The 13,821-nt window shown below is 33.0% G+C and carries 9 protein-coding genes; all 9 read left to right on the top strand.

Annotated elements, in window-relative coordinates; translation table 11 throughout:
• The first annotated feature begins 152 nt into the window (after nt 1–152).
• The 9 genes from VDP25_RS11725 (at nt 153) to VDP25_RS11685 (ending at nt 13,811) form a co-directional block, all read left to right on the top strand.
• Nucleotides 153–665, top strand: coding sequence for a Crp/Fnr family transcriptional regulator (locus VDP25_RS11725; RefSeq protein ID WP_334469954.1), 513 nt, complete (start codon nt 153–155; stop codon nt 663–665).
• 154 nt (nt 666–819) lie between these two features.
• Entirely contained in the window at nt 820–1,368 is a 549-nt protein-coding gene (locus VDP25_RS11720; RefSeq protein ID WP_334469952.1) for a hypothetical protein, read from the top strand.
• A gap of 419 nt (nt 1,369–1,787) precedes the next feature.
• Nucleotides 1,788–2,675 carry an ABC transporter ATP-binding protein gene (locus VDP25_RS11715; protein ID WP_334469950.1) on the top strand — a complete coding sequence of 296 codons (888 nt, stop codon included), beginning with the start codon at nt 1,788–1,790 and terminating at the stop codon, nt 2,673–2,675.
• A gap of 31 nt (nt 2,676–2,706) precedes the next feature.
• A complete protein-coding gene (locus VDP25_RS11710) occupies nt 2,707–6,351 on the top strand; it encodes an ABC transporter permease/M1 family aminopeptidase (protein ID WP_334469948.1) in 3,645 nt (1,214 codons plus the stop codon).
• 59 nt (nt 6,352–6,410) lie between these two features.
• On the top strand, nt 6,411–7,046 hold the full coding sequence (locus VDP25_RS11705; RefSeq protein WP_334469946.1) for an MOSC domain-containing protein: 636 nt from the start codon (nt 6,411–6,413) through the stop codon (nt 7,044–7,046).
• A 225-nt stretch (nt 7,047–7,271) separates the two neighbouring features.
• The gene (locus VDP25_RS11700) at nt 7,272–10,724 is read left to right on the top strand and encodes a pyruvate carboxylase (RefSeq protein ID WP_334469944.1); all 3,453 of its coding nucleotides are present in this window, start codon (nt 7,272–7,274) and stop codon (nt 10,722–10,724) included.
• Nucleotides 10,725–10,818: 94 nt separating this feature from the next.
• Nucleotides 10,819–11,481 (top strand): DUF4377 domain-containing protein, encoded by a 663-nt coding sequence (locus VDP25_RS11695; protein WP_334469942.1) that lies wholly within the window; start codon nt 10,819–10,821, stop codon nt 11,479–11,481.
• Nucleotides 11,482–11,582: 101 nt separating this feature from the next.
• On the top strand, nt 11,583–12,539 hold the full coding sequence (rlmF, locus tag VDP25_RS11690) for a 23S rRNA (adenine(1618)-N(6))-methyltransferase RlmF (RefSeq protein WP_334469940.1): 957 nt from the start codon (nt 11,583–11,585) through the stop codon (nt 12,537–12,539).
• Nucleotides 12,540–12,575: 36 nt separating this feature from the next.
• Nucleotides 12,576–13,811: a DEAD/DEAH box helicase gene (locus VDP25_RS11685; protein ID WP_334469938.1), complete on the top strand. Its 1,236-nt coding sequence runs from the start codon at nt 12,576–12,578 to the stop codon at nt 13,809–13,811.
• The last annotated feature ends 10 nt before the right edge of the window (nt 13,812–13,821 follow it).

The following is a 13,821-nucleotide window of genomic DNA, read 5'->3' as shown; positions in this document are numbered from 1 at the left end:
ATAAACAGATATTCGATTATAGTAACGAATTTATAATTTCTACTCAACTATTTTACGTACCTTAAAAAACATTAATTAATTCACTACAAGTGCAATCCGATAATCCTATTATAAAAGTAGCCTTTAAAGATCTTAACTTCACAAAGGCTGAAATGAAGATTATCGAGCCTCTTTTTCATAAAATCAATGTAAAAAAAGGTACTATTCTCCTCAATGCTGGCGATCTTGTTGATGTTCAATATTATATTCTTGAGGGCTGTTTAAGGACATTCCACACAGATTCTCATGGCAAGGAACACACCATTCAATTTGGTATTAAGGATTGGTGGGTAAGTGACTTTACAGCATTGCTAGATTCTGATAAGGCCATTTTAACTATTGAAGCGATTCAGGATTCTACAGTGTATAAAATTTCTAAACAGGACATGAACGATCTATATACTAAAATCCCAAAAATAGATAGTTACTTTAGAATAAAACTAGAGCGCTCTTTTGCCGCCTTTCAAAAACGAATTTTATCTTATTTATCTCAAAGTGCAGCAGAACGCTACTTGAATTTTATTAATACGTATCCTAATATTGAAAAAAACGTAAAAAACTATCATATAGCTTCTTACCTAGGTATGACTACAGAAAGCCTAAGCAGAATTAGAAAAGAATTATAATTTTTTTGCATTTCTTATCATAAATCAATTTTTTAAATTAATTAAAATTCTATTTTTGCAGTACTAACAAGGTAAATATCCCCTTATTTCCCTAAGATTAATAGCTATGAAGCGCAAGTTTAATAAACTTGCGCTTTTTTATTTATATTAGCTCATGGAAGAAATTAAAATACTGTTTTTTGTTATTGGCACTTTTTTTGGAATTCACCAAAGTAACATTATCGCAGAAAAAGCAACAATAACAATAAATCCTGAAGCTAAAACCATTACTGTTTTACAAGAGAATTTAATTTCAATTATTCAGAATGAAAGCGACAGTTTAAAAGTGAAGAGTGAATTAAAAAACATCACTCAACCCAACTATCCTTGGAGTTCAGAATTCGCAAATTATTCAAAAAAAGAGAAATACTTCTTTATTTCTGAAGACACCCAAACACTTAACTTAAAACTGACTCTAACTTACACAACTGCTAATGATTTAAAAGCTTTTGGAATTAATAAAAATAATGATGGTAAGTTCTCTATGACCAACTTTCCTAAGGCTCATACCAAGTCTACAGATGGTGTATTAGGCGAACGTTATTGGAATTTTGAAGCCAACAAACCTTTCACTTTTACTGAAGAACCTTTAACTCAAATGCCTGAGAAATACCAAAAGTTCCAAATGAATTTGTTGCCATTTTGGAAAACTTTAAAGCAATAAATAGAGTTAAAGCTAGAGAATATTACAATAAAAAAGACCATCGAAAGATGGTCTTTTTTATTGTACATGTGCTAATAATTTACAATGTAAATACCAGAAACCATTCCGCTTATATTCGTATTATTTATACTATTTCATAAAGTAAGTTGCTACTGCTCCACTTTATCTGTTACAGGAACTATCTGAACATCCATTCTACTTATAATTAATTCATCAATTGCAATATCTAAAAATGCTAATACGTATTTACAAAAAATAGGCCTTTACAAAGACCTTTTACCTCAGAGTAATTGTAACTAAAATTAAATTGAAACGTCATATATACATATCAAGATAAAAAGCTAATAGATTATAAATCAATACATTCTATAATTTTATTATCTTTAACACAATACCAACCAAAAAAAACAAACTAAAACATGGAGTTACAAATTAAGAATTTGAGCAAGACGTATTCAAATGGCGTACAAGCTTTAAAAGATGTTACACTAACTATTCCACAAGGTATGTTTGGACTATTAGGTCCAAATGGTGCAGGAAAATCATCATTAATGAGAACTCTAGCCACTCTACAGCAAGCAGACTCTGGTTCTGTTATGCTAGACGATATTGACGTTTTAAACGACAAGTCTAAAGTCCGAAAAATTCTAGGTTATTTACCACAAGAGTTTGGAGTATATCCCAAAGTAAGTTCTTACAACATGCTAAATCATATTGCGTCTTTAAAAGGTGTTTCTAATAAAGGAGAACGAAAAGACTTAGTAGAATCTTTACTCAATAAAACAAATTTATGGCACGTCAGAAATAAAAGTTTAGGTACCTATTCTGGTGGAATGAAACAGCGTTTTGGAATAGCTCAAGCATTAATTGGTGATCCAAGACTTATTATTGTTGATGAACCTACAGCTGGTTTAGATCCTGCTGAACGGGTGCGCTTTCATAATTTGTTAAGTGAAATTGGTGAAAATACCATCGTTATTTTATCTACACATATTGTTGAAGATATTTCTAATTTATGCAATAATATGGCCATTATCTGTTTAGGCGAAGTGGTAGCCAAAGGTAATCCTAGTGTTTTAACTGAAGCTGTAAAAGGTAGAGTTTGGAAAAAAGCCATTGAAAAAGTAGCGCTAGAAGACTATCAGAATAATATGCATGTTATTTCTACGCATCTTAAAGCCGGACAAACAATAATTCATGTTTTAAGTGACAATCAACCAGACGCTTCTTTTGATGCTAGTACTGCCAATTTAGAAGATGTTTATTTTGCTGAAATTACATCTCGTATGGAAACTGTTTCTGCATAATTGCTAATTAACCAAATAAAATCAATCAATTATGTTTAAAGAAATTTTTCTATTCGAAATAAAATACAGATTTAAGCGTCCTGCAACTTGGGCATATTTTGGAATTCTTTTACTATTTGGCCTTATTGTTTCTATCGGAGGAAACGGACCTGCCTCAGAAAAAGTGTTTGTAAACTCGCCTGTGGCTATAGCAACCATGCTTTCTACTATAAGTATTTTTGGTATTATGCTCTCTAGTGCTATTATGGGTGTTCCTGTTTATAGAGATATAGAACATAAAACTGAAAATTACTATTTTTCATTTCCTGTTACTGAAAAAGGCTATTTATTAGGACGCTTTTTAGGGTCTATGTCTGTCTTATTTTTAGTAAGTTTAGGGTTGCATTTAGGTTTAATTATAGGATTTGCTATAGGTCCTTTTGCTGGCTATGTAGAACCCGATCGTTTTACGGATTTTAATTTTTGGCATTATTTACAACCTACATTAACCTTATACTGGACCAATTTTTTCTTTGCAGGTTGTATCTTTTTTGCGTTAGTAAGTCTTACCAAAAAAGTGATGTTAGCTTATGCTGGTGGTGCCATTCTTTTTATCACTTATTTAATTACACTAACCTTAACTCAAGACCTTGAAAATACCGATTTAGTAAGTCTATTAGATCCTTTTGGCATAGGTACATACAGTAATGTTATCAGGTATTGGACTCCCGAAGAACAAAATTCTTTAACCGTCCCTTTTAGCGGAATGCTAGTATGGAACCGCTTAATATGGGTTGGGATTGGATTACTTGCACTTCTCTATACGTTATTTAAATTCGATTTTATAAAATTCTTAAACAAGAACTATACTTCTAAAAAGAAAGACGACAATTTAGATATGCCAAAGGCATCAGCTGCGTTAACTAAAATTCCAAGCGTATCACAAGTCTTTTCAAATAGCTTAAACCTAAAATTATTATTTGGTTTGGCTTATATGGAATTTAAAAATATTATTAGAGATAACTTCTTTAAAGCGATACTTATAGCTGCTGTATTATTCCTGTTTTTCGATGCTTGGTTTGGCTTTCCTATATACGGAACTCCGTCATTACCTCTCACCTACTACATGCTAGAGGTCAAAGATTTTACCTATATCATACTTATATTTATTCTTATTGTATTTATGACTGGTGAAGTATTGCATCGCGAACGTAATGTTAATTACGATCAAATCTTTGGATCCTTACCATTACCAAATAGAATTGTATATGGTTCTAAATTTTTGGCACTTGTTATGGTAAGTTTCGTCTTAGTAAATATGATTTTGGTTAGTGGTGTTTTAAATCAAATTATTAAAGGTTATTTTAATTTTGAATTTGATAAATACTTCACTGATTTATACCTTATTGAATTCCCAAAGTATATCATCTTTATCATGTTAGCCTTTTTTGTACATTCTTTAGTTACAAAAAAGTTTATGGGACACGTGATTGCCATCGCTATTTGGGTGTTACTTTTTGGATTAAACAGTTTAGCCGATGTAAATAACAACTTATACTTGTACAGTTACGCTCCAAGTTATACCATTTCAGATATGAACGGATTCGGTCATTTCGGCGAAGCACTATTATGGTTTAGAACCTATTGGTTAGCTTGTGGAGGAGTACTAACAGTAATTGGCTATTTATTTTGGAAACGTGGTACAGATTCTGGTCGAAAAGCGAGGTGGCAACTCGCTAAAGAACGTTTAAATATTAGAACTATTGGAACGCTTATCATTTTATTAGCTGTATTTATTGGCTCTGGTGCATTTATAAATTATAACACCAAAACAATCAATAATTATAGATCTGTAGAAGCTAGTACCATAGGTTCTGCAGATTACGAAAAGCAACTTGGTAAATATGATAAAATAGCACAACCTAAGGTCATAGATGTTAAGGTTTTTGCCGATTTAGTACCCGAAGAGCGTTCAGCCACCATTAAAACCAATTATATTATGGTGAATAAAACAAATGAAGTTATAGATTCATTACATCTTAATTGGGGAGCGGAAGGCTTGTTAAAAAAGGAAATGAAAACGTTTACTCTAGATGGCAAATCACCAAAATTAGGTAAACGCTATGATGATTATGGTTACGAAATTTATGCCTTTGATAAACCAATGCAACCCAATGACACTATTACCTTAGAATTAGAAGTTGCTGCATCCTATAAAGGATTCCCTAATGAAGGAACAGGTTCCGATATCGTTTATAATGGAACTTTTTTAAACAACAATTTCTTTCCTTCGTTTGGTTATAACTCACAAAGTGAATTAACAAGTGATCAAGATCGAAAAAAGTATAATCTACCAATAAAAGATTATCAACAACCAGTACAAACAGATCCTTGGGGAACCAGTAATTTCCTATTTAATGACGATGCAGATTATGTCACTTTCGAAGGAACAGTGAGTACGGCACCTAATCAAATTGCAATAATGCCAGGTCAATTACAAAAAGAATGGGAAGAAAATGGACGTAAATATTACCACTATAAAATGAGTGGAGAACTCGATTTTTTCTATAATATTTCTTCAGCCGAATATGAGGTACATCGTGAAGTTTGGACAGGTAAATCTGGAGAAAAAGTGAATATTGAAATTTTCCATCATCCAACACATACCTATAATCTTGATCGTTTTGTAAAAGGAGTAAAACATTCTATGGATTATTTTTCTGAAAATTATGGACCATACCAATACCGCCAAATGCGCATCTTAGAGTTTCCAAGATACTCAACATTTGCACAGTCATTTCCTAATACAGTGCCTTTTGCAGAGAGTTTTGGTTGGGTGGGTGATTTTAGTGACCCTAACGATTTAGACTATGTGTATACTGTGACTGCTCATGAAGTTGCTCACCAGTGGTGGGGACATCAGATTAGTCCATCTGCAACTCGTGGTGCAAATCAGATTTCAGAATCTATGGCTGAGTATTCATCACTAATGGTAATGAAAAAAGAATATGGAGTCGATGCAATGCAAAAATTCTTAAAAGAAGAATTAGACCTCTACTTAAGGAGTAGAGCTAACGAAAGTAAATTTGAAAAAACACTTTTAGACAATGATAATCAGACTTATGTTTGGTATAGAAAAGGAGGCTTAATTTTATATGGCCTTCAAGATTTAATTGGTGAGGACAATTTAAATAGAGGTTTTAAAGCTTATACCGAAGCTGCTAAATTTAGACAAAACGCTCCATTTACAACAACTACAGAATGGTACAATTATATGAAATCTGTAACACCAGATTCTTTAAAATATTATTTAGAAGATAGTTTTGAAAACATAACCTTATACTCTAATAAAGTTACCGAAGCCACTTATAAAAAACTAGCTGACAATAAATATGAAGTAACATTTAGTGTAGAAAGTAGTAAGAATTATTTTGACGGCACAGGAAAGTTACTAAAAGAAGGAACCAAAGCCAATTTGTTAGAAATTGCCATTTTTGATAATGATATAGAGAATGCTCAAGGTATGACAATTAAATCCCCATTAATTATAGAACGTCTTTGGGTAAAGCCAGGAAAATCCTCTTTCACTTATATTACAAGTAAATTACCAATTAGAGCAGGTATAGATCCTTATAATAAAATGATAGACCGTATTCCTGACGATAATTTAATATCTATAGAAGAGGTTTCAGAGTAAAACAATAAGTTTTTAAAGCCACCTTAGATAAGCTAAGGTGGTTTTTTTATTTTTATAAAATGAAAATTATCTCAACCAATATTGCACAACCAACCAAATTCATTTGGAATGGAGAAGAAATCACCACTGGTATTTATAAGAAACCAACTGATGTTCCTATCTATTTAGGCAAAAAAGACGTTAGAGGTGATGAAGTTTCAGATCGAAAGGTTCATGGTGGAGAGTTTAAAGCCTGCTATCTATTTTCTGCAAACCAATATCCCTATTGGCAAGGTTTATATCCAAATTTAGATTGGACTTATGGTATGCTAGGAGAGAATTTAACCGTTGAAAATTTAGATGAAAAACAACTTTTTATTGGTGATGTTTATAAACTAGGAAACGCATTAGTACAAATTACACAACCCAGAGAACCGTGCTTTAAGTTTGCGCATAAATTTGGAACTGAAGCCGTTTTACAACAATTTATAGATCAAGGCTATTCCGGAACATATATTAGAGTTTTAGAAGAAGGTCATGTAAAAACTGGCGATCATTTTAAATTAATTACATCTGCAAAAGATAGTGTTTCAATTTTTGATTTTTTCGAATTATTATACGCCGAAAATAAAAATCCAAATCATATTAATTTACTACTTAATAATGATGCTTTACCTCAACGTACAAGAAAACGTCTAAAGTTTTATTTACATTAAACCATTCACAATAAGATTTATTTAATAATTGAATCAGGTTATAGTTATTATTCAACCACACACCTAATTTCTACCTACAAAAATGTACCTTATTGATAATTTATGTAACTTTCACGAAAACGTTATAGTTAATATTATTTTCATAATTTAAATTATCACAAATTAGATTTTCAACTCTAGCATTAAAACATTTAACCAAAACAATACCAACACATTAACACACTCATGAAGATCAAAAAAATATTAGTTGCTAACCGAAGTGAGATCGCTATTCGTATTTTAAGAGCATGTGCAGAACTTAACATTTCTACAGTTGCTATTTACACCTATGAAGATCGCTATTCGCAACATAGAAATAAAGCAGATGAATCATATCAAATAGGTGAAGACAACGATCCCCTAAAGCCTTATTTAGATATTGATGAAATTGTGACTTTAGCAAAAGAAAAAAATGTAGATGCTATTCATCCTGGTTATGGTTTTTTATCTGAAAATTCAGAATTTGCGAGACGATGTGCTGAAAACGACATTATTTTTATTGGTCCAGACCCTGAAGTTATGGATGCTTTGGGCGATAAAATTACCGCTAAGAAAATCGCTGTAAAATGTAATGTTCCCATTATAGAAAGTAATAAAAAAGACCTTAGTTCTTTACAAATTGCACTTTCAGAAGCTAATACCATCGGTTATCCATTAATGCTAAAAGCTGCTTCTGGAGGTGGTGGACGTGGAATGCGCGTGGTTAGAAATGATAAAGACCTAGAACAACATTTTGATTCCGCTAAAAACGAAGCCTTAAACGCTTTTGGTGACGATACCATGTTTTTAGAAAAGTATGTAGAGAACCCTAAACATATTGAAGTACAAATTGTAGCCGACAGACATGGTAATATTAGACATTTATTTGAACGTGACTGTTCTGTGCAACGTCGCCATCAAAAAGTTGTTGAAGTTGCTCCATCTTATAATATATCTCAAAAGGTAAAAGATGCCTTATACAAATATGCTGTTGCCATTACCTCTGAAGTCAACTATAATAACATTGGTACGGTTGAATTTTTAGTAGATCAACAAGACAATATTTATTTTATTGAAGTCAACCCAAGAATTCAGGTAGAACATACGGTTACCGAAATGGTTACTGGAATTGATTTGGTAAAAACCCAAATATTCATTGCTGGTGGTTATAAATTATCGGATCAGCAAATAAAAATATACGATCAAGAATCCTTACAAACCTATGGTTTTGCTTTGCAATGTCGATTAACAACCGAAGATCCTGAAAACAATTTCACACCAGATTACGGTAATATTACCACTTACCGAAGTGCTTCGGGAATGGGAATTCGCTTAGATGCTGGTAGTATTTATCAAGGGTATAATGTGAGTCCGTTTTTCGATTCTATGCTTGTAAAAGTGTCTGCACATGGTAGAACACTCGATGGAGCGGTTCGGAAAATGACACGTGCCTTAAAAGAATTTCGAATTAGAGGTGTAAAAACCAATATTCATTTTCTTCAAAATGTCATTCAGCATGAAACGTTTAAGGAAGGAAAAGTCACTGTCAATTTTATTCAAAATACGCCTTCATTATTCGAAATAAAACTACCTCAAGACCGAACCACTAAAGCAGTGAACTTCTTAGCTGAAGTAATTGTTAACGGTAATTCTGATGTTAAAAATATTGATAAAACCAAAGTGTTTAGAACAGCTAAAGTTCCTAAGTATAATCGCTCTGAAGCATTTCCAAAAGGCACTAAAGATCTATTAACAACATTAGGTCCTGAAGCCTTTTGCCAATGGTTAAAAGACGACAATAAAATACATTATACAGATACCACCATGCGCGATGCGCATCAATCACTTTTAGCAACACGTATGCGAAGTTATGATATGCTTAAAGTGGCCGAAAGCTTTGCTAAAAACCATCCCAACACTTTTAGTATGGAAGTTTGGGGAGGAGCAACTTTTGATGTCTGTTACCGCTTTTTACACGAAAGTCCTTGGACACGCTTAAGAGAATTACGTAAAGCCGTTCCAAACATTTTGTTTCAAATGTTATTACGTGGCTCTAATGCTGTGGGTTACAAAGCCTATCCTGATAATTTAATTGAGAAATTTGTTGAAAAATCTTGGGAAAATGGAGTTGATATTTTTAGAATTTTCGACTCACTCAATTGGGTAAAAGCTATGGAACCTAGCATAAATTATGTTCGTGATAAAACAGGTGGAATTGCGCAAGCTGCCATTAGTTATACAGGAGACATTTTAGACCCAAAGCAAACCAAATACAATCTCAACTATTATACGCAACTCGCAAAAGATTTAGAAAATGCAGGCGCGCATATGATCGCCATAAAAGATATGGCTGGTTTATTAAAACCTTATGCTGCAACGGAATTAGTTGGTGCTTTGAAAGACACTGTAAATATCCCGATTCATCTTCATACGCACGATACCTCATCCTTACAAACCGCAACATACTTAAAAGCCATTGAAGCTGGAGTTGATGTGGTTGATGTAGCACTTGGCGGCTTATCTGGACTCACTTCTCAACCCAATTTTAATGCCGTTGTTGAAATGATGAAAGGGCAAAAACGCGCTCATGATTTTGATATGAATACGCTCAATCAGTTTTCAAACTATTGGGAAGATACACGTGAAATGTACTATCCTTTTGAATCCGGATTAAAAGCAGGAACAGCTGAGGTGTATCAACATGAAATTCCTGGTGGTCAATATTCAAATTTAAGACCACAAGCCATAGCCTTAGGTCTTGGAGACCGCTTTGATGAGGTAAAGAAAATGTACGCACAAGTCAATACGATGTTTGGCAACCTCATAAAAGTCACACCAAGCTCTAAAGTGGTTGGTGATATGGCTATTTTTATGGTGACTAATAATCTCACGCCAGAAGATGTCATGCAACGTGGCGAAACGATTTCGTTTCCAGAATCGGTAATCAATTTCTTTAAAGGAGATTTAGGTCAACCCGTCGGAGGCTTTCCTAAAGCGCTTCAGAAAATTATATTAAAAAATAAAGCCTCTTACACAGACCGACCAAATGCCCATTTAAAACCCGTAGATTTTACTAAAGAATTTGCTGCTTTTAAAAAGAAGTTCCAACAAGGCTTTACAAGACCTATTGAAATAGAAGATTTCTTATCGTTTATGTTATATCCAAAAGTATTTGAGAAAGCCCATGAAAACTATAAACTTTACGGAAATATAGCACTAATACCAACTAAAGATTTCTTTTTTGGTATGAAGCTTCAAGAAGAAACCAACATTACGCTTGAACCAGGAAAAACAATAATTGTAAAATTACTTTCAGTAAGTATTCCAAATGACGATGGAGTAAGAACCGTATTTTTTAAGGTCAATGGTGAAAACCGATTTGTTGAAATTTTTGATACCTCTTTAAATATAAAAAAGGTTGAAAATGTAAAAATAGACAAAGAAGACAACAACCAAGTTGGCGCTCCTTTACAAGGTTCTTTATATAAAGTTTTAGTAAAAAAAGGTACAACCGTTAAAGAAAACGATCCGTTGTTTATAATTGAAGCCATGAAAATGGAAACAACCGTTACAGCACATAAATCTGGCAAAATAAAATCGGTAACTTTAGCTGAAGGCAGTATGGTAAAACAAGATGATTTGGTCGTTACTATGGAATAGTAATTAAACGATGATGCTTAAATTAAAAATTGGCAAGACTTTTGATTTTCATCTATCATAACCAATATTTATATTTATGACGATACTAAAAACAATGTCAGTAGTAATTTTAACAGTAATGTTATCCTCCTGCTCCACAACAAAAAAAACGACGGCAACCTATTGGGTAAATAGTGCCAAAGTTGATTGTGATGCTGGTGCTGGAAAAACAACTTGCTTACAAGTTTCAAAAGCCGATAATTATGAAAATGCAGAATGGTCTAATTTTTACGCAACAATAAATGGGTTTAATTTTGAACCTGGTTATTTGCAAAAAATTGAAGTTGCAGAAACACAGTTAGATTCTAAAAGCGTTCCTGCTGATGCGTCTTCAATTCAATATGATCTTATAAAAGTGTTAGAAAAAAAACAAGATCCTAAATTAGCCATTCATGATATTTGGGCAGCAACCCATGTTAATGGTAAAGCGATAGAAAGTACAAGCAATGTACCAACTCTTGAACTAAACACCACTGAAATGCGTGCATCTGGAACTAATGGTTGTAATAATTACACCGGACAAATAAAAAACATAACTTCAGATACTATCGAATTTGGAGCTATAGCATCCACTCGAAAAATGTGTATGGATATGGCTATTCCAGACAGTTTTGACCAAGCATTTAACAGCATTTCAACATATAAAAAAGAAGGATTAACGTTATACTTTTACAATGAAGCTGGTGACGAAATGTTACGTTTCAAAAAAGTAGATTAATTTAATTACTAATATATTTAAAATGAATTGGGTTATTTAGGCTTAGGTCTCAATAACCCAATTTCTTTTCCATTACCTTTGCCTCCATAAATTATTAAGCATTGGAAAAGAAAAAACAACATCCTCAAGTAAAATCAGAACTTCATCCAAGAAGTCAGCATAGATCACGCTACAATTTTGACGCACTTATCAAAAGTTCTCCAGAATTAGCCAAGTATGTGGCTCCAAACACATATGGTGATGATTCTGTAGATTTTTTCAATCCTGCAGCTGTAAAAGCACTTAATAAAGCTTTATTAATTCACCATTACGGATTAGAATATTGGGATATTCCTGAGCATTATTTATGCCCACCAATTCCTGGCAGAGCCGATTATATTCATAATATCGCCGATTTATTAAAAGGAGATAGCACAATTATTCCAAAAGGAAATCATATAAAAGGCTTAGATATTGGAGTTGGTGCCAATTGCATCTATCCTATTATTGGTCAGCATGAATATGGCTGGTCCTTTATAGGAAGTGATACTGATGAAACCGCTATTATATCTGCTAAAACTATAGAGCAAAAAAATTACAAATTAAGATCTACTCTAGAAATTAGACGTCAAGACAAAGCAAACAACTTTTTTTATGACATCTTAAAACCAGAAGAAAAAGTAGATTTTACGATTTGTAATCCACCGTTTCATGCCTCTGCCGAAGATGCTCAAAAAGCAAGTTTAAAAAAACAGAGGAACCTAAAAGGTAAACGCCCTAACAAAGCGCTTTTAAATTTTGGTGGACAACACAACGAGTTATGGACCAAAGGTGGTGAAGCACGCTTTGTAAAAGACATGATTTATGAAAGCAAGCATTTTGGCAAACAATGTTATTGGTTTACAAGTTTAATTTCGAAAGAAGTGACACTAAAACCAACCTATAAAGTTTTAGACAAAGTGAATGCCACTGCTGTAAAAACTATTGAAATGGGACAAGGTCATAAAATCAGTAGATTTATCGCTTGGACCTTTTTAACGGAACAAGAACAAAACGATTGGATACAAGAACGTTGGTAAAACATTTATTCTACCTTTGCCATAAATACAAAACACATGTCATTTAAAGACTTACATCTCATAAAACCTTTACTAAAAGCTGTTGATGCTTCTGGTTATGTTGAACCAACTTTAGTACAACAACGTACTATTCCATTGGTTTTAGACCGCAAAGATGTTATTGTTTCTGCACAAACAGGAACAGGAAAAACAGCTGCTTTCGCATTACCTATTTTACAACAATTGTTTGATAAACAAGATGCACCAAAAAAAGGCAAAAAAATTAGAGCCTTAATCGTAAGTCCTACACGAGAATTAGCAGTACAAATTCAGCAGAATTTTAAGACTTACGCTGAGTTTACCAATCTAACATCCTTAGTTGTTTTTGGTGGTGCATCTATTGAACCTCAAATTGATGTATTAAAAAAAGGGGTCGATATTTTAGTCGCCACTCCTGGTCGCCTACTCGATTTGCATAAGCAAGATTATATTAATCTCGATTATATTGAAACCTTTGTTTTAGATGAAGCCGATTTAATGCTAGACATGGGTTTTATAGATGATATAAAGAAAATTGAGCGCTTGTGTCCTAAAGACAAACAAACCTTATTATTCTCGGCTACAATTCCTTTTAAAATTGAAGAATTAGCAAATACCATTCTTAAAACTCCAGAACGTATTGATGTAACTCCAACTAAATCGGTTGCAAAAGACGTGAGTCAACTGTTGTATTACGTCCCTAAACGCAATAAGATTGAATTGTGTTTGCATTTAATGCGAAACACTATTGAAGGGAACGTACTCATTTTTAGACGTACCAAATATGGTGTAGATAAATTGGAACAAACCTTATTAAAAAATGGTTATGCCGTAAATAGTATTCATGGAGATAAAGCACAAAGTGAACGCCAAACAGCACTAAATAAGTTTAAAAATGGTTATGTAAAAGTATTGATTGCTACTGATGTTGCTGCTCGTGGTATTGATATTAACGAATTGGATAACGTTCTTAATTTTGATATGCCCAATGTACCTGAAACTTATGTACATAGAATTGGTAGAACAGGACGAGCTGGTCATATAGGGAAAGCCTATTCTATGTGTTCTGCTGATGAGAAAAGTTATGTAAAAACCATTCAGAATGCTATAAATGTTCAGATTCCTGTGGAAACTGAGCATCCTTACCCTTTAGATCCTAAAGCCAAACCTATTGTACATAAAAAGAAAGGTAGTAAGTATAAAAAAGGACGTAAAAGTGAAGCTTCTAAAAAGAAGAAGAAACGTTGGTATTAATTTAGGTGTT

It is taken from the genome of Winogradskyella sp. ECml5-4, from assembly GCF_036903175.1.
GTDB lineage: Bacteria > Bacteroidota > Bacteroidia > Flavobacteriales > Flavobacteriaceae > Winogradskyella > Winogradskyella damuponensis.
Note: the sequence above shows the minus strand (reverse complement) of the source record. Positions and strands in the feature narration are given on the sequence as shown.